At 73.0% G+C, this 16,224-nt stretch carries 16 protein-coding genes; 6 read left to right on the top strand and 10 right to left on the bottom strand.

All coding sequences use genetic code 11. The annotated features are described in order from the left end of the window. Positions 1 to 79: 79 nt before the first annotated feature. The 3 genes from ASE25_RS22305 to ASE25_RS08535 all read right to left on the bottom strand — a co-directional run bounded on the left by ASE25_RS22305 (position 80) and on the right by ASE25_RS08535 (position 2,619). Positions 80 to 421 carry a YlxR family protein gene (locus ASE25_RS22305; RefSeq protein WP_255358402.1) on the bottom strand — a complete coding sequence of 114 codons (342 nt, stop codon included), beginning with the start codon at positions 419 to 421 and terminating at the stop codon, positions 80 to 82. A 207-nt stretch (positions 422 to 628) separates the two neighbouring features. Then, positions 629 to 1,930, bottom strand: a complete 1,302-nt coding sequence (locus ASE25_RS08540; RefSeq protein ID WP_056824738.1) for a HAMP domain-containing sensor histidine kinase — start codon at positions 1,928 to 1,930, stop codon at positions 629 to 631. Further along, positions 1,930 to 2,619, bottom strand: a complete 690-nt coding sequence (locus tag ASE25_RS08535) for a response regulator transcription factor (protein ID WP_056824735.1) — start codon at positions 2,617 to 2,619, stop codon at positions 1,930 to 1,932. Before ASE25_RS08535 ends, ASE25_RS08540 begins: the two co-directional genes overlap by 1 nt. A gap of 80 nt (positions 2,620 to 2,699) precedes the next feature. Between ASE25_RS08535 and ASE25_RS08530 the strand changes: the two genes are divergently transcribed. Next, the gene (locus ASE25_RS08530) at positions 2,700 to 3,392 is read left to right on the top strand and encodes a hypothetical protein (RefSeq protein ID WP_056824732.1); all 693 of its coding nucleotides are present in this window, start codon (positions 2,700 to 2,702) and stop codon (positions 3,390 to 3,392) included. Between the two features lie 21 nt (positions 3,393 to 3,413). On the opposite strand, the gene nusA is transcribed toward ASE25_RS08530, so the two are convergent. Continuing rightward, positions 3,414 to 4,457 (bottom strand): transcription termination factor NusA, encoded by a 1,044-nt coding sequence (gene nusA / locus ASE25_RS08525; protein WP_056824729.1) that lies wholly within the window; start codon positions 4,455 to 4,457, stop codon positions 3,414 to 3,416. After that, positions 4,457 to 5,071, bottom strand: a complete 615-nt coding sequence (gene rimP / locus ASE25_RS08520) for a ribosome maturation factor RimP (protein ID WP_056824726.1) — start codon at positions 5,069 to 5,071, stop codon at positions 4,457 to 4,459. The genes nusA and rimP overlap by 1 nt, the downstream gene beginning before the upstream one ends. Before the next feature lie 133 nt (positions 5,072 to 5,204). Here rimP and ASE25_RS08515 point away from each other — a divergent pair, with 133 nt between their 5' ends. The 3 genes from ASE25_RS08515 (at position 5,205) to ASE25_RS08505 (ending at position 8,734) form a co-directional block, all read left to right on the top strand. Then, positions 5,205 to 6,209 carry a hypothetical protein gene (locus ASE25_RS08515; RefSeq protein WP_056824723.1) on the top strand — a complete coding sequence of 335 codons (1,005 nt, stop codon included), beginning with the start codon at positions 5,205 to 5,207 and terminating at the stop codon, positions 6,207 to 6,209. Beyond that, positions 6,206 to 7,174 carry an aminoglycoside phosphotransferase family protein gene (locus tag ASE25_RS08510; protein ID WP_082619314.1) on the top strand — a complete coding sequence of 323 codons (969 nt, stop codon included), beginning with the start codon at positions 6,206 to 6,208 and terminating at the stop codon, positions 7,172 to 7,174. Before ASE25_RS08515 ends, ASE25_RS08510 begins: the two co-directional genes overlap by 4 nt. A gap of 159 nt (positions 7,175 to 7,333) precedes the next feature. Then, complete coding sequence (locus tag ASE25_RS08505; protein ID WP_235508606.1) at positions 7,334 to 8,734, top strand: MATE family efflux transporter; 1,401 nt, start codon at positions 7,334 to 7,336, stop codon at positions 8,732 to 8,734. Positions 8,735 to 8,758: 24 nt separating this feature from the next. On the opposite strand, the gene ASE25_RS08500 is transcribed toward ASE25_RS08505, so the two are convergent. Continuing rightward, complete coding sequence (locus ASE25_RS08500; protein ID WP_156415350.1) at positions 8,759 to 9,373, bottom strand: hypothetical protein; 615 nt, start codon at positions 9,371 to 9,373, stop codon at positions 8,759 to 8,761. A gap of 90 nt (positions 9,374 to 9,463) precedes the next feature. Here ASE25_RS08500 and ASE25_RS08495 point away from each other — a divergent pair, with 90 nt between their 5' ends. Both ASE25_RS08495 and ASE25_RS08490 read left to right on the top strand, forming a co-directional pair. Beyond that, positions 9,464 to 11,470: a thioredoxin domain-containing protein gene (locus tag ASE25_RS08495; protein WP_056824720.1), complete on the top strand. Its 2,007-nt coding sequence runs from the start codon at positions 9,464 to 9,466 to the stop codon at positions 11,468 to 11,470. A 65-nt stretch (positions 11,471 to 11,535) separates the two neighbouring features. Then, the gene (locus tag ASE25_RS08490) at positions 11,536 to 12,333 is read left to right on the top strand and encodes a response regulator transcription factor (RefSeq protein ID WP_056769890.1); all 798 of its coding nucleotides are present in this window, start codon (positions 11,536 to 11,538) and stop codon (positions 12,331 to 12,333) included. A 60-nt stretch (positions 12,334 to 12,393) separates the two neighbouring features. Here ASE25_RS08490 and ASE25_RS08485 read toward each other — a convergent pair whose 3' ends face one another. The 4 genes from ASE25_RS08485 to ASE25_RS08470 all read right to left on the bottom strand — a co-directional run bounded on the left by ASE25_RS08485 (position 12,394) and on the right by ASE25_RS08470 (position 16,186). Next, positions 12,394 to 12,804: a hypothetical protein gene (locus tag ASE25_RS08485; protein WP_056769892.1), complete on the bottom strand. Its 411-nt coding sequence runs from the start codon at positions 12,802 to 12,804 to the stop codon at positions 12,394 to 12,396. Between the two features lie 463 nt (positions 12,805 to 13,267). Beyond that, a complete protein-coding gene (locus ASE25_RS08480; RefSeq protein WP_056769896.1) occupies positions 13,268 to 14,068 on the bottom strand; it encodes an FAD:protein FMN transferase in 801 nt (266 codons plus the stop codon). 34 nt (positions 14,069 to 14,102) lie between these two features. After that, positions 14,103 to 14,696 carry an FMN-binding protein gene (locus ASE25_RS08475; RefSeq protein WP_056769900.1) on the bottom strand — a complete coding sequence of 198 codons (594 nt, stop codon included), beginning with the start codon at positions 14,694 to 14,696 and terminating at the stop codon, positions 14,103 to 14,105. 68 nt (positions 14,697 to 14,764) lie between these two features. Beyond that, positions 14,765 to 16,186: a ferric reductase-like transmembrane domain-containing protein gene (locus ASE25_RS08470; RefSeq protein ID WP_082622764.1), complete on the bottom strand. Its 1,422-nt coding sequence runs from the start codon at positions 16,184 to 16,186 to the stop codon at positions 14,765 to 14,767. Between the last annotated feature and the right edge of the window lie 38 nt (positions 16,187 to 16,224).

Below are 16,224 nucleotides of genomic sequence, written 5' to 3'. Positions count from 1 at the left end.
CTGGTCCGGCCTGAACAGGAAGTGGCCGAACCGTGGGTTATTGCTGGGGCTTGCTCATCGCTGAGTACTCATCGGGTGCTCATAGCGTTTTCAACCCGCCTTGGTTCGTTGACTGATCTCTGACTGATCGGTGCGACCCGTGTGGGGCACCGGAGCGTTGCTGCGCGTCCTGGACTCCGAGATGTCGTTCCACCGCGCTGACGTCGAGGGCGACCTGCAGGCGCAGGGCACGTCCGAACGCCTTGCGGCGCACTGCCAGCTCGAAACAGTCGGGCGTCGGGTGCAGCCATGCACCACGTCCCGGCATCCGGTGTCTCGGGTCGGGACGAAGCGTGACCGGGGAGGTGTCCCCGGCATCTCTGTCCGTCGCCGCGACCACTCGCAGCAGAGCCGACCAGCTATCCATTCCTCGACATCCCACACAGGTGCGGGACGGCTCAGCACGGAGTCCAGTCCGGTCGGCCACAGGTAAGTCTACCGCGCCACGGGGCGAGACCGCGCATCGGGCATCCTCCCCCGCCTGGAAGAGGGGCCGAACCCGTGCTGCCCTGCCATCGTATGCGTGGGGTGCGGACGTGGCGCACGATCCGTGCTCGTCCGTCGTCGCGCGACTCCGCCCGGGTCGCTCTCAGCCTGGGCGCGTACCGCTCCCTGGTCGCAGGGGTAGGGAGACCTCCACCAGAAGGCCGCCCAGGTCGGAGCGGGCCAGGGCGACCGAGCCACCGGCGGCCTCCGCGACCCGACGGGTGATGTCGAGCCCGAGACCCGTCGACCCACTGCCGCTGCGGCCCCGGTCGAGGGCGGACTCGGCGGCGCCCGGCCCGCCGTCGGCCACGGTGAGGTGGGCCCGGCCCTCGTCGACGCGCACGGCGACCTCGACGCCCGCCCCTTCGGGCGTGTGCGCGAAGACGTTGTCGAGCAGCACGTCCACGACGTCGCTCACGTCCTCCTCCGGGACGTCGACGGCACACGGACCGTCGGGGCCCGTCACGGCGAAGGCCCGTTCCTGGTCCTGCGCGAGGGGCTCCCAGAAGGCGGCTCGTCGGCGGACGACGACCCCGAGGTCACACCCGCTCGGCATCGCACGGCGCAACGGGCGGCGGGCCTCGTGGACGATGGCGTCGACGCTGCGCTGGAGCTCGTCGACATGGTGGCGCAGCCGCCTGGAGACCTCCGGGTCCGTCACGAGGTCGCTGTCGAGCCGCAGGGCGGTGACCGGTGTGCGCAGTCGGTGACCGAGGTCGGCGACGGCCGCACGCTCGGACGTCACGAGCACGTCGATGCGGTCGGCGAGCTGGTTGAGCGCCCCCGCGAGCTCGACCGTCTCGGGTGGCCCTTCGGGGACGGCACGGGTGCCGAGCTCGCCCTCGCGGATCCGGTGGGCGACCGCCGCCAGCCGGGTCACGGGCACGCTCACGCGGCGGCCCAGACGGAGGGCGATCACGGCCGCCACCCCGACGAGGAGCAGCCCGAGACCGATGATCGTGGCCCAGGCGGCCGCGACCCCCTGACGCAGCTCGTCGTTGCTCACGGTGGACTCGACGACCGTGACCCCGCTCTCGGTCTGCACCGGGATGATGACGTCGAGACCCGTGTCGGTGCGATGGGTGAACGCCGTGCGGGTCGACTTCGCCTGGGCGACCTCGGCGTCGTCGTCTCCCACCGACGTGTCACGACCGATGACCCGGCCGGACGGCGGGTGCACGGCAACGACCATGCCCTGCGCCGTGAAGAGCCCGACGGCCTCGGAGAGCACCTGCTCGCTGTCGACGCTGGCGACGACGGTGGCGACACTGTGCGCCTGTTGACGGGCCCGGTTCACGGCACGGTCCTCGGCGACGTTCGACACGAGCAGGCAGAGGGGGATGATGAAGGCGACGACGACCGCAGACGTCGTCGCGGCCACGAGCCACGTGATCTGACGACGCATCAGGGCACGTCCTCCGGGGCCGCCAGCCGAACCCCCACCCCTCGGACGCTGTGGAGGTACCGCGGATGAGCCGCCGACTCGCCGAGCTTGCGACGCAGCCACGACAGGTGCACGTCCACGGTGCGCTCGCCGCCTCCGTAGACCTGCTGCCACACCTCCACGATGATCTCGCGCTTGGTCACGACCTCACCGACGCGACCGGCGAGCATGAGGAGGAGGTCGAACTCACGTCGCGAGAGGTCCACGGGCACGTCGTCGAGGGTCACGCCCCTGCGGGACGGGTCGATGACGAGACCACCGACGGTGATCCGCTCGTCGGCGTGGGCCGGTTCGCTGCGCCGCAGCACCGCCCGCATCCGGGCCTCGAGCTGGTCGAGGGTGAAGGGTTTCGGCACGTAGTCGTCGGCCCCCGAGTCGAGGGCGCGGACGATCGAGCCGTCGTCGTCACGCGCCGTGACGACGATGACCGGGGTCGCGGTGACCGAGCGCAGCATGGTCAGCACCGTGTGGCCGTCGACGTCGGGCAGGCCCAGGTCGAGCAGGACGACGTCCGGGTGCTCGTTGAGCACCTGCTCGAGCCCGCCGAGCCCGCTGGCGGCGCTCGACACGGCGTGCCCGCGGCCGGTCAGGGCCCGTACGAGCGATCCCCGGATCGCGGGGTCGTCCTCGATGACGAGCACGTGGGTCACACGCCTCACGGTACGCCCGGGCCGACCTGCGCAGACCCGGTCGTGACGCATCCGCCGGGCCCGCGGGACGGGGGTCCGCGATGACGTCGGGACGCGCGGGTCCGCTGCGCCTCGCGCTCGGCTGGCTGACCGTCGTGGCGGTCACCGCCACGGTGACGACGACCGTCGTGACGCGCGTGGGTCAGGACGTCGCGGGCGAGCTCGAGCAGCCACTCCCCTCAGCGACGGCGACCCTGCCGAGCACCACCGTCCCGTCCACGGCCGGCGGCACGCTCGTGCCGGGCCCCACGACCACGGGGCCGTCGCCGGACCCCGCCCTGCTCCCGCCTGCGGAGCCGGGAGGCACCCAGACCCAGGCACCCCACGAGGCGTCCACCCGCAGCGCGGACACCGTCGCGCCGATCGGCCCGGTCGTCGCCGGCCGGACCGACAGTCCACCCGTCGACGGGGACACCTCCGCCGCGGCGCCGGGACCCGAGGGTCCGTCGTCCACCTCGGACGCACCCGCCGGGTCCCGCACCACCGCCCAGCCTGACGGGAGGGCTTCCACGAGTCCCACCGCAAGCTTCTCGACGACGGGCGGCTCCCTGACGGCCCGTTGCGGGGACGGTCAGGTGCAGCTGCGCTCGGTCACCCCGAGCAACGGCTACCGCTACGAGGTGGAGCGCGAGGACGGCGGCATACGGGCGACGTTCAAGAGCGACTCGCGCGAGGACCGCCTCCTCGTGACCTGCCGCTCCGGCCAGCCGGTCCTCGTCCTCAAGGACTCCTGAGCCCGTCGGCGCGAGCCGACCTCAGGAGCCGTCGGTCGTCCCGCGCTCCGCTGCCGCGTCGGCGGCCTCGGTGTCGGGACGGATGTCGATGCGCCATCCGGTGAGCTTGGCGGCGAGGCGGGCGTTCTGGCCCTCCTTGCCGATCGCGAGGCTCAGCTGGTAGTCGGGCACGACGACCCGCGCGGCGCGGGCCGCGGCGTCGACGATCTCGACGGACTGCACCCGGGCGGGCGACAGGGCGGCCGCGACGAAGGTGGCGGGGTCGTCGGCATAGTCGACGATGTCGATCTTCTCGCCGCGCAGCTCGGTCATGACGGCACGGACGCGGGCGCCCATCGGGCCGATGCACGCGCCCTTGGCGTTGACGCCGGCGACCCGGCTGTGGACCGCGATCTTCGTGCGGTGTCCGGCCTCGCGGGCCAGCGCGGCGATCTCGACGGTGCCGTCGGCGATCTCGGGCACCTCGAACTTGAAGAGCGTGCGCACGAGGTTGGGGTGGGTGCGGCTCAGGCCCACCTGGGGGCCCTTGGGCCCACGCTTGACGCTGACGACGAAGCAGCGCAGGCGCTCGCCGTGGACGTAGCGCTCGCCCGGCACCTGCTCGGCCAGCGGCAGGATGCCCTCGACCGTGCCGAAGTCGACGAGGACGTTCCGGGGGTCCTGGCTCTGCTGGATGATGCCGGAGATGACGTCACCCTCGCGGCCCTTGAAGTCGCCGAGGATCGCCTCGTCCTCGAGGTCGCGCAGGCGCTGGACGATGACCTGCCGCGCCGTCGAGGCGGCGATGCGGCCGAAGCCGACCGGGGTGTCGTCGAACTCGGGTCCGGGCTCGCCGCGCTGCGGACGCTCGCCCTCCTCGGTGACCGGGAGCAGGTCACCCTCCTCACGGGCCCAGACGATGACGTGGCCGGTCTTGCGGTCCAGCTCGACCCGCGCGATGCGCTGGCTGCCGTCGGTGCGGTGGTAGGCGACGAGGAGCGCCTGCTCGATGGCGGGGATGAGCACGTCGAGGCTGATGTCGCGCTCCCGTTCCAAGGCGCGCAGGGCTGCGAGGTCGATGTCCATCAGTGGTCCCCTTCCAGGGCGGACGTCTCGTCCGGGTCGTGGGTGTCGTCGTGCGCGTCGTCGGAGGCGTCGTCCCCCGCGTCGTCGACGGCGGCGTCGTTCGTGGTCTCGGCGCGCGTGAACTCGACCTGCACGGTGCCGCGCTGGACGGTGTCGAGGTCGAGGGTCAGGTGGCGCGCCGGAGTCTTCTTCGTGGCCTGGACCTCGAGGGTGAGCGAGTCCGTGCCGACCTCGGTGAGCCGCCCGGTGTCGGTGCCGTCCTGGTGGACGACCTCGACGAGCCGCCCCACCTGACGCCGGAGCTGGTCGCGGGAGGCGAGCGGCCGGCCGACCCCGGGTGAGGACACCTCGAGGACGTAGGGGGCCTGACCCATCACGTCGCTCGCGTCCAGCTCGTCGCTCACGGCCCGAGTCGCCTCGGCGACGGCGTCGAGCGAGAGCGGCGGGACGGCACTCGTCGTGTCGGCTGCGTCGAGACCGGCGATGTCGGCGTCGACGAGCACGCGAACCAGCCGCCGCTTGCCGGCGGGAGACACGGAGACGTCCTCGACGACGAGCCCGAGGGGCGCGAGCACCGGCTCGAGCGTCGCTCTGATCTCCTGGGCCGTGCTCATCAGTCGACGCCTCCTGCTCTTCTCGAATGTCCGGCGCCGACGCCCCGAAGGACGCGACGGGCACCGCGTGCCCACCACTCTATCGGCGCCGGGGGGTCGTCGCAGACCGCCGCCCGCGTGCGAAGATCTCGGCATGGACGGCGACACCCGTGGGCTCGGGTCACGGGTGATGGACGGTCTCGGCCGTCCCCCGCGCCGCCTTCTCGTGCTCGGCGGCGGTGCCGCCGCCCTCGCGCTGCTCGTCGACCGCGGCCTGCGCCTCGACGTGCCGCCGCCTCCCCCGCCGGTGCCCACCCGCCGTCCGGCCCCGGACGAGGCCCTCCTGCTCTCGGCCGTGGCCGACCTCGAACACATCGTGGCGGCCGAGACGTCGGTCCTCGCGGGCGACGAGGGTGGCGGCCTGGTCCGTCGGCTCCGCACCGTCAACCGGGAGCAGCTGCGCGTCCTGCGCGGCCGGCTCACGAACGCCGGCGTGCCGACGGCCGTGATCGACGCCGCCGTGGCCGCCGGGCCGGCGCCGTCGTCGCGGCCCGGCTCCACGGGCACCCCCACACCCTCGGCCGCCCCGGCGACGAGCCAGCGGCCCGTCCGCACCCGCCGGGAGCTCGCCGCCCTGCTCGACTCGCTCGGGCCCGAGGACTGGTCCGCGCTCACGACGGCGACCGTCGACACCCGCGAGCTGCTCGCGGCCGCCTACGGACAACGCCTCGCCGGCGCGGTGCTCCTCGGACGGGACGTCGCCACGTCGCCGCCCAGCCCCGTGCGACCCGAGATCGTGTCCCGGACCTCCCCCCTCGTGTACGCCTTCGAGGTCGTCGCGGCCCAGAGCTCTGGCGACCAGCGGTCGCGGGCCGAGGACACGCTCGCCGCCCTGGTGCGCCTCGACATCGCCGTGTCCGGCGCGAGCTCGACGACGCCTGCCGGGTGGGCGCTGCCCTACCCCGTCACGACACCCGAGGCGGCCGGACGCCTCGCGACCGAGACCCTGTCGTCCGCCGTGGACGCCGGCACCGAGGTGGCCGGCCCGAGCCCGAGCGCCGCCTCCCTCGAGGACGTCGCGCGCTGGAGCGCCGACCTCCAGGCACTCGCCGTCGACTGGGACGTGCCCCTGACCGCCTTCCCGGGAGCCACCGCGTGAGCTACGACCCGATGTACGACCTCATCCCCGCCCTGTTCGCCCACGAGGTGAGCGGCTACGAGCCCGACGGCTACGTCTCCGGCGAGGACTGGATCGACGCACTGCCGGGGCTCATCACCGACCTGCTCGCCGACTGGGAGCTCGAGCCCATCGGGCGAGCCACCAACGGCGTGTGCGCGGTGGCCATCCCGGTGCGCCTGCTGGGCTCGGGCCGCGACGTCGTCGGGGTGAGCGGCGAGGGCATCCTCAAGATCACCTGGCCGCACCCTGAGGCCGCGACCGAGCACCTCGCGCTCCAGACGTGGAACGGGCACGGTGCGGCGCGCCTCGTGCGGGCCGACCCCGCGCGCTTCGCCCTGCTCCTCGAGCGGCTGCACACCCGCGACCTGACCCGCGTCGACATCGACGAGGCGTGCGGCGTCATCGGCGACCTGCTCCGGGTGCTGCGACGGCCCCCGCACCCGCGCGTGCCCAGCCTCACGGCATACGCCCTCCGTCAGGCCGAGGAGCTGGCGGCCGCACCCGCGGTGCTGCCGCGGCGCTACCTCGACCAGGCGTCGACGCTGGCCCGCGAGCTCGTCGAGCGGGCCCCCGCCGAGGACCGGCTGCTGCACACCGACCTGCACTACACCAACGTGCTCGCCGCCTACCGCTCCCCGTGGCTCGCCATCGACCCCAAGCCGATGGCCGGCGACCCGGCGTTCGAGGTGGCCCCCGCCCTGTGGAACCGGGCCGACGAGCTCGGGACCGGGTCCGAGGTCCGGTGGTCGCTGCGCCGGCGGCTCGAGATCATCTGCGAGCGCGCCGGCCTCGACGAGGGGCGGGCCCGTGCGTGGACGATCGTCCGGGAGGCCGACAACGCCCTCGACGCCGCCGAGGCGCTGGCGAAGGGCCCCGCCGACGACGCCTGGGCACACGACCGGATCAGCCTCGCGGTGACGATCATCAAGGCGATGAACGACTGAGCCGGCGGGCTCTCGAGCGCTGACTCGACACGCTCGTGACAGCCTCAGCACCGTCGACGACACGCGCTCGACGTCGTCGATCAAATCGTTTCGACTCCGGGGTGCTTGAAGCCTTAACCTTGTCGCGCTCCCCCACCTTCGTTGTCGAAAGGCACTCGCATGCCTCGCCTTGCCATGCCCACCTCCCGCGACCAGCGCTCGGCCACGCCGACCCCTGCTCGCGAGATCGCGCGCATCGCCGTGCCGGTGAGCATGGAGTTCGTCCTCATGCTCGTGCTCAACTTCGTCAACCAGATCGTCGTCGGGAGCCTCGGGGCCACGGCGATCGCCGCGGTGGGCTTCTCCAACAGCCTCACCTTCATCCTCGCGGTGACGCTCGGCTGTCTCGGCACGTCGGTGAGCATCCTCGTGGCGCGGGCGCACGGCGCCGGTCGCCGGGACGCCCTCGACCACACGGTCACGGCGGCGCTTCTCGTCGCCGTCGGGCTCGGCGTCGTCGTCTCGCTCGTGCCGTGGTTCTTCGCCGACCACCTCATGTCGCTCGTCGGGGCCTCCCCGTCGGTGGCGGCGGCGGGCACCGACTACTTCCGCCTCACCGTCCTCGCGACGCTGCCGGTCATGCTCAGCGCGATCCTCTCGGGTGTCCTCCGCTCGGCCGGCCGACCGACGAGCCCGATGATCGCGACGATGGTCACCGTCTTCGCGAACTCGGCAATCGCGTACTCCCTCGTCGTCGGGCTCGGCCCGCTGCCCTCGCTCGGCGTCGCCGGCGCCGGCTGGGCCACGCTCGTGACCGCCGTCGTCAAGACGCTCATCCTGCTGTGGATGGCCTACGGCCGGCGCGCCGTCGTCGGCTGGAGCCTGCCCGACAGCGTCCGGCAGTGGCGTGCCGTCATCGTGCCCCTCTTCGTCCTCGCGCTCCCCCTCGGCGTCACCGAGCTCTTCTGGACCGTCGGGACCTTCCTCTACAACGTCGTGTTCCAGCAGCTCGGCGACGAGGCGCTGGCCGCCGCGCAGATCGTCACGACGCTGGAGGGCGTCTTCGTCGTCGGCAGCATCGGGCTGATGAGCGCCACGACCACCCTCGTGGGCCGCTCCGTCGGTCGCGGGGACGTCCACGACGCGATGGCCTGGGTGCGGCGGCTGACCCGCGCGGGCGTCGGGACCGCCGCCGTCTTCGGGGTCCTCTTCGCCGCCTCGGTGCTGCTGCTCGACGTCCTCTTCGGGGAGGCCGGTCGAGACGTGCGCACCATGGCCGGCGTCGGCATCCTCATCAACGCGGCGTTCCAGGTGGTCAAGGTGCGCAACATGATCGTCGGAGCGGGCGTGCTGCCCAGCGCCAACGACGTGCGCGGGGTCATCATGGGCGACGTCGCCGGTGCCTTCCTGATCGGGCTGCCGCTCGCCGTCCTCCTCGGCCTGCACACGCCGCTCGGCTACGTCGGCATCTTCGTGGCCCGCATCCTCGAGGAGCTCGCCAAGCTCGCCATCTTCACGTGGCGTGCGCGTCGGATCCGCTGGGAGCGCCTCGTCGCGCCGCGCGAGGCCGTCGCCGCCTGACGGCCCGGCCGGTCGCCCCCGGCCTCAGCCGGTGACGACGAGCCCCTGGCGCATCCCGTCGGCGTAGTGGTTCTCGAGGTTGCAGACGAGCTCGTAGTGGCCCGGCGCCAGGGTCACCGTCACCCAGCCGACGGCGCCGGAGACGATGCCGTCACCGTGGCCCGCGGCGCAGGACGCCGAAGCCTCCCCGAGGCTGCCCGACTCGTCGACCGTGCCGTCCCGGCCCGGCACGCGCTGTCCGGCGACGGCGTCGGCGACGAGCGGCAGGACGACGAGCTCGTGGGTGCGCCACCCGGAGTTCTCCACGACGACGCTCACCGGTCCGGAGTGGACGGTCGCGGGCCGCGCGACGAGCAGCATCCGGGCCCCCATCGGGGCGACGCCGCCCATCATCCGCGACATGCCCATGTCGACGAGGCTGACGGTCACCCGCGACCCGGGAAGGTCGGTCGGGGCCGCACACGCCAGCGGCGCCGCCATCGGGACGCCGCTGCTCGACCCGGCGCGCACGCCACCCATGGCGCCGCCCATCGGGTTCGTCGCCGCGGGCGCTGCCGAACAGCCCGTGAGCACCAGGGCGGCAGCTGCGAACGCAGCCCCGCCCGTCCACGAGCGACGGATGCTCCAGCCTCTGGCCATGCCTCGACACTAACCCCGGGGGGTATGCGTGGGCCGGGTGTGTGACGCACCAGTCCCCGGCCGGCGCCCGGCGTGCGCGAGAGTGGAGCCATGCCCAACCGCCTCGACCGAGCGACGAGCCCCTACCTGCTCCAGCACCGCGACAACCCGGTGCACTGGCAGGAGTGGGGCGAGGCCGCGTTCGCCGAGGCGCGCGAGCGGAACGTCCCGGTGCTCCTGTCGGTCGGCTACGCGGCCTGCCACTGGTGCCACGTCATGGCCCACGAGTCGTTCGAGGACGAGGCCGTCGCCGCCGCGCTCAACGCCCGCTTCGTCCCGGTCAAGGTCGACCGCGAGGAGCGACCCGACATCGACGCCGTCTACATGTCGGCGGTCACGGCGACGACCGGCCACGGTGGCTGGCCGATGACGGTCTTCCTCACCCCCGAGGGCGAGCCGTTCTTCTGCGGCACCTACTTCCCGCGCGACCACTTCCTCCGCGTCCTGGCGGCCCTCGACGAGGCCTGGCGCACCCGCGAGGACGAGGTGCGCGCGTCGGGCTCGCACATCGCCACCAGCCTCGCCGAGGCCCTCCAGCCGCCGACGCCGTATGCCGTCGAGCCGGCAGCGCTGTCGTCCGCGGTCGGGCTGCTGGCCCGCCAGTTCGACCACGTGGCAGGCGGTTTCGGCGGCGCACCGAAGTTCCCGCCGTCGATGGTGCTCGAGTTCCTGCTGCGCCACCACGCCCGGACCGGGGACCGGGACGCCCTCGCGATGGCGTCCCGCACGCTCGAGGCGATGGCGCGCAGCGGCCTCTACGACCAGCTCGCCGGTGGCTTCGCGCGCTACGCCGTCGACGCCGGCTGGGTCGTGCCGCACTTCGAGAAGATGCTCTACGACAACGCCCTGCTGCTGCGCGCCTACACGACGTGGTGGAAGGTGACCCGCGACCCGCTGGCAGAGCGCATCGTCCGTGAGACGGCCGACTTCGTCGTGCGCGACCTCGGCACCGAGACGGGAGGTTTCGCGTCGTCGCTCGACGCCGACGCTGCCGGCGTCGAGGGGCTGACGTACGCGTGGACACCGGAGCAGCTGCGAGAGGTCCTCGGGGACGACGACGGCCCCGTCGCGGCCGAGCTGCTCGGCGTGACGACCGAGGGCACGTTCGAGCACGGCGCCTCGACGTTGCAGCTGCCGTCAGAGCCGGGTGACCGCGACTGGTTCGACGACGTGAGAGCACGACTGCTGGCAGCCCGCGCCGGGCGACCTCAGCCCGGTCGTGACGACAAGGTCGTGACGTCGTGGAACGGGCTCGCGATCGCCGCGCTCGCGGATGCCGGCGCCGCGCTCGAGCGGCCGGACTGGGTGGCCGCCGCGACCCGGTGCGCCGCGCACGTCCTCGACGTCCACGTCGTCGACGGGGAGCTGCGGCGTGCGTCACGAGTCGGCACCGTCGGGACGGCTCGTGCCGTCGCGGACGACCACGGCAACCTCGCGGACGGCCTGCTCGTGCTGCACCAGGTGTCGGGTGAGCCACGCTGGCTGGAGGCCGCCCGACAGGTCCTGGACGCCGCGAGCGACTTCGCGGCCGACGACGGCGGGTTCCACGACACCGCCTCGGACGCCGAGCCGCTCTACCTGCGCCCTCGCAGCGCCGCGGACAACGCCGAGCCGGCGGGGCAGTCCGCTCTGGCGGGAGCGCTCGTCACCCTCGGCGCGGTGACCGGTGACCCGGCCGCCCTCGCGGCGGGCGCCACCTCCACCGCTGCGGGGATGGGGCTCGCCGTCCGCGAGCCGCGGTTCGGCGGGTGGTCGCTCGCGGTCGCCGAGTCCCTCGTCAGCGGACCGCTGCAGGTCGCCGTCGTCGGGTCCGGTCGCGACGCCGACGCGCTCGAGGTGGTGGCGCGCCGGTCCCCGAGCCCCGGACTCGTCGTCGTGCGCGGCGAGCCGGACGCGCCCGGCGTCCCGCTGCTGGCCGACCGCCCGCTCGTCGGCGGACGCGCTGCGGCCTACGTCTGCCGCGGGATGGTCTGCGAGCTGCCGACGACCGACCCCGAGCAGCTGGCTGCGCAGCTCGGTGCGGTGGCTGGCGAGGGGCTCGGTGGAGTGGTCGGCTGAGGCGACGAACCGCCCGACATTCGCATCTGGCGGGCCAAACCCCCGCATTCTGCAACAATCACCGCATGATGGGCTCAGCGCGCACCGCGGTCGTCGTCGAGGACGACGACGACATCCGTGAGCTCATCACGCACAGCCTGACCATGCAGGGCTTCGAGGTCTCGGCGGCGTCCTCGGGACAGGCGGGCCTCGAGCTCGTCGTCGCGACCGACCCCGACCTCGTCACCCTCGACCTGGGCCTGCCCGACCTCGACGGGATCGAGGTGTGCCGCCGGGTGCGCGACGTGAGCCAGGCCTACGTCGTCATGATCAGCGCGCGCACCGACGAGATCGACCGCCTCATGGGCCTCGAGATCGGCGCCGACGACTACCTCACCAAGCCGTTCAGCCCTCGCGAGCTGCAGGCCCGCGTCAACGCGATGTTCCGGCGGCCGCGCACCGGCGGACCCAACGGCTCCGACGACGCGACGGGTCCGGCCGGCACCGTCTCGGCCGTCTCGGCGGGCGGGCCGCCCGCCGACGGCGCGACACCGGACGAGCCGGCACCCGAGCTCGTGCGTCACGGCCGCATCGCCGTCGACCCGGAAGGCCGCGTCGCCACGGTCGACGACCACGAGGTCGACCTGACCCGCACCGAGTTCGACCTGCTCTCGACCCTGATCAGCGCACCGCGCCGCGTGTGGTCGCGCGCCGTCCTCCTCGACAGCCTGTGGGGCCCCGGTTGGTCCGAGGAGCACCTCGTCGAGGTGCACGTGGGCAACCTCCGCCGCAAGCTGAGCCGTCTCGGCCCCGACGGCACGCGTGCCCCGATCCGGACCGTGCGGGGCGTCGGCTACCGCATGGAGGAGCCCGACGCGTTCTGACGCCGACGGCGCTGTGGCTGGGGCCGCTGGGCCGCCCGCACGTGTCGACGCGTTCGGAGGTCAGGCGACGACGGGCGGTGCCGAGCGGTCGAGGTGCGACCGCAGCGCGACGCGCGCACCCGGGGCCACGCCGAGCATCGACGTCCCGCGTTCGCGGGCCAGCTCGGTCTCACCGCGACTGACCGCGTCGATGACGCAGAGCACGGCCGACTCGAGCCGGACGAGTCCGACGGTGGCCGACGAGACGCGCAGGCTGAGCAGGACGTCCATCGCCGCGACCTCGTCGCGGCGGTCGAGCGCGGACGCGGCGCGGGCCAGCCGGGCATCGAGCATCCGCAGGTAGGTCTGGGCGATGGAGCGGGCGAGGTCGTCGCTCTCGAGCTCCGATGCGAGACGGGTCAGGGCCCTCGGGTCGAGCTCGTCGACCGTGAGTCCGGGACAGGCCGGGCTCACGACCTGCTCAGCGGCCACGGCCGGCGCCGAAGGCGTCCCGGGCCAGAGCCGTCCCGGGGCGCCGCGGACGTCGGGCGATGTCCCGGGTCGGGACGGGCCGGCCTCCCACCGGCTGGCCCGTCCCGCTCCGGTCCACTCCCCCCACCGAAAGCTCCGAGTGGGCCCGCCGACCGGGGAGGGCGCCGCGACCGCGCACCGTCACTGCAGGGTCAGTGTCGGTGCTGATGGTCATGGCGCTCTCCTCCCCGGATCGGCGGGCACTCGCCCGAAGGTCTCTGAGTCAGCGAGCCGGTCCCCCGACCGTTGCTGCTGATGAAGACGACTCTTCCGCGCCAACTGCAAGGTGCGAACCCCGGGGCACGCATGGTTTCCGCAAGAAAGCCTCAAGGCCTTCCCGGTTCGGGCAGCCGTGCGCCTTTTGTCCTTGCGGAGCATCCCGCCGGGCGGCCGAGCGGCCGGCGCCCGGGCGCGCCAGGTCGGGTCAGAGGGCCGTCGAGAGGTAGTCCGTCGCGTTCGCGGCGAAGGCCTCGCTCGTGCGCTCCGAGCCGACGAAGAGTGCCGTGGCCCAGATGTCGGCCCAGAGCAGGGTCGGTCCGGTCACCGTCACCGATCCGGGACGTCCGACGAGCTCACCGGACGCGGGGTCGTAGAGGTGGGCACCCCGGGCGGCGGTCCCCGAGGTCGCCACGGCCCCGCGCGTCAGCGTCAGGGTGTTCGCGATCCGCTGCCGGTCGAGAGGGTCCTCCACGCCGATCCGCCAGGCGATGGACTCGGGTCCGTCGGCGGGCATGTCGGCGTGGGCGCCGATCAGGATGTCGCCACCGGCGTTGATGCAGAAGGAGATCCGTTCCAGGCCGGACAGGGGCACGGACGCACGGTCGACGGCCCACCCCTTGACGAGGCCGGTCGGGTCGAACGCGAGGTCACCGTCGCCCGTGGGCAGCAAGGTCGTGAACGCCCCCCGGGTGAGCACCTCGGCCTCCTGCCCGATGCGCAGCGCCTCCTCCACGAGGGGACTGCACTGCGAGACCTGGACCTCCTCGCGGCGAAGTCGCATGAGGTCGGAGTCCTCGCGGTAGGTCGAGAAGATCGAGTCCATCTCGCGCAGGATCCGGAAGGCCGACGCCACCGCCTCGTGGGCGGCGAGACCGTCGACGTCGGCGCCCCGCAGGTGGATGGAGATCGGCATGCCCATGATCTGCTCGACCCACGCGCGCCGTGCCGGGGCCGGGGCGGGGTCGGGGACGCCGGGCTGGCGCGGTCGGGTGACGGGTCGGCTCATGGTTCGCTCCTTGGTCGCCTGTCTCAAGAGTGCCTCAGAGGTTGGCCTGGTCGATGGCGGACTGCAGGGACTGCGTGTAGCCGTCCCACGTGTACGTGGCACCGGACACGACGTCGATCTGCGCCGACTGGGCGCTGACGGCCTCCTGGTTGTAGACCGGGACGGCGGCCGAGTTGATCATCTGGTCGTGCCGGTCGTTCCAGGGGACCTGGAGCACCTCGGCGGCCGTGATCTTGCCGCTCTTGACGGTGATCTGGACCTGGACGTTGCCGTAGCGGGTCATGACGGCGTCACCGGCATACGTCTTGGCCGCGGACGAGGTGCTCGTCGAGCCGGACGAGCCCGAGGACGAGCCCGACGAGCTCGAGCCCGAGCCGGACGAGGTCGTGCCCGAGGTGGTCGTGTCGTCGGTGGCGGTGTCGTCGGCCGGCTCCTGGCCGGAGGAGTCGGTCGAGGACGCGGACGACGACCCGGACGTGGAGCCGGTGCTGTCGGACGTCTTGCTGCTCGCCGTCACCGGCCGGGTCTCGGCGGCCACGACGGCGGACGAGCTGCGGGACGTGCTGTAGCTGAAGAGGAGGACGAGCACGGTCAGGGTGCTCATGGCCCAGAGGACGATGCGACGCATTGGGGGGCTCGATTCGGTTCGGTTCGGGTCGGTGCAGGTCACGGAGTCGGTGCGACGGCTGCGAGGTCTCAGTAGGCGAAGCGCTCGTGGTGGACGGCGTCCTGGGGTACGCCGGCTTCGTGGGCGGCGGTGATGACCGTGTCCATCCAGGCGGGGTTGCCGCACACGTAGACGTCGCGTTCGGCGATGTCGGGGACGATCCGGGTCAGGGCCTCGACGTCGCTGAGGTGACGTGAGTCGACGGGGAGCCAGCTGTCGCGCTCGCGGTTGCGGTGGCCCACGACGGCGACGACGCGGCCGCCCTTGGCGCGGGCGAGGTCGAGCAGCTCGTCGCCGAGGACGATGTCGGACTGGCTTCCGACGCGATAGATGACGACGACACCGTCCGGCGACGCGGGCAGCTCCTCGAGGATGGCGCGCAGCGGCGTGATGCCGATGCCGGCTCCGATGAGCACGGCCTTCTCGCTCGTGCGGACCCCGGCGTGCAGGCGGCCGTACGGACCCTCGACGAGGACCTTGGTGCCCGGGCGGAGGGTCGCGAGGCGTGCGCTCGAGCCACCGACGGCCTCGGCCGTGATCCGGAGCGAGCGGCCGTCGGGCGCGGCGGACAGCGAGTAGGGGTTGCCCCGGGTCCAGCCCGCGCCGTCGAGGAAGCGCCACTGGAAGAACTGGCCGGCACGGACGGGCAGACGGTCGAGGCGGCGGCCCGTCATGACGACCGAGGTCACGGTCGGGGACTCGGCGACGACCGCGGAGACGACCAGACGGTGGCGGCGCGAGCGGATGAGCGGCAGCCCCACCCGGTAGACGAGGACGGCGACCAGTGCGAAGGCGTACAGACCCCACCAGAACACCGTCGCGGTGACGTTCGCGTTGAAGTCCGCCCCCGTCCAGAGCTGGTGCGGCAGTGCGAGGCCGGCCCCGAGGTAGGCGTAGAGGTGCAGCAGGTGCCACGACTCGTAGCGCAGCCTGGCCCGAGCCTTCTTCACGGAGGTCACGACGACCATGACGAGCGCGATCGTGCCGGCGAGGGCGAGCAGCATGCCCGGGGAGTGCAGGACCTGGTCGACGAAGGTGGCGACGACGCCGAGGTCGGTGCCGGCGCTGTAGCCGACGGTGACGAGGGCGATGTGGGCGATCATGAGGTTGAACGAGGTGAAGCCGACGAGCCGGTGCACGCGGGCGAGCTCGTCCTGTCCCCAGGCCTGCTCGACGAGCGGGATGCGCGCCATGAGCAGCACCTGCAGGAGCATCAGCACCGAGGCGATGAGCCCGGCGAGGCGGCCGATGTTGGTGAGGCTCTCACCGAGCGAGCCGAAAGCGATCAGCCCTCCGCCCGCGACCCAGAGGGCCACGACGAAGAGCGTGACCCCCCAGGCGAAGACGGCGGAGGCGTCGCGCCACCAGCGGGGCGTCGGGGCAAGGGCCTGGCGTCGTGACGCGGCCGGCACCGAGAGGTCGCGGCTCTCGGGGAGGGCGAGTGAGGTCATGTCACACACATTTGTGGCGGACCCTGTGCGTGCGCTGT

The organism is Terrabacter sp. Root85 (assembly GCF_001429185.1).
Lineage (GTDB): Bacteria > Actinomycetota > Actinomycetes > Actinomycetales > Dermatophilaceae > Terrabacter.
This window is presented reverse-complemented; position numbering and strand designations above follow the sequence as displayed.

Excerpts from the sequence above, each read along its gene's own strand:
- ASE25_RS08540 (WP_056824738.1), bottom strand. The coding sequence starts at position 1,930 with ATGCGTCGTCAGATCACGTGGCTCGTGGCCGCGACGACGTCTGCGGTC.
- ASE25_RS08530 (WP_056824732.1), top strand. The coding sequence starts at position 2,700 with ATGACGTCGGGACGCGCGGGTCCGCTGCGCCTCGCGCTCGGCTGGCTG.
- nusA (WP_056824729.1), bottom strand. The coding sequence starts at position 4,457 with ATGGACATCGACCTCGCAGCCCTGCGCGCCTTGGAACGGGAGCGCGAC.
- rimP (WP_056824726.1), bottom strand. The coding sequence starts at position 5,071 with ATGAGCACGGCCCAGGAGATCAGAGCGACGCTCGAGCCGGTGCTCGCG.
- ASE25_RS08515 (WP_056824723.1), top strand. The coding sequence starts at position 5,205 with ATGGACGGCGACACCCGTGGGCTCGGGTCACGGGTGATGGACGGTCTC.
- ASE25_RS08505 (WP_235508606.1), top strand. The coding sequence starts at position 7,334 with ATGCCTCGCCTTGCCATGCCCACCTCCCGCGACCAGCGCTCGGCCACG.
- ASE25_RS08500 (WP_156415350.1), bottom strand. The coding sequence starts at position 9,373 with ATGGCCAGAGGCTGGAGCATCCGTCGCTCGTGGACGGGCGGGGCTGCG.
- ASE25_RS08495 (WP_056824720.1), top strand. The coding sequence starts at position 9,464 with ATGCCCAACCGCCTCGACCGAGCGACGAGCCCCTACCTGCTCCAGCAC.
- ASE25_RS08490 (WP_056769890.1), top strand. The coding sequence starts at position 11,536 with ATGATGGGCTCAGCGCGCACCGCGGTCGTCGTCGAGGACGACGACGAC.
- ASE25_RS08480 (WP_056769896.1), bottom strand. The coding sequence starts at position 14,068 with ATGAGCCGACCCGTCACCCGACCGCGCCAGCCCGGCGTCCCCGACCCC.
- ASE25_RS08475 (WP_056769900.1), bottom strand. The coding sequence starts at position 14,696 with ATGCGTCGCATCGTCCTCTGGGCCATGAGCACCCTGACCGTGCTCGTC.
- ASE25_RS08470 (WP_082622764.1), bottom strand. The coding sequence starts at position 16,186 with ATGACCTCACTCGCCCTCCCCGAGAGCCGCGACCTCTCGGTGCCGGCC.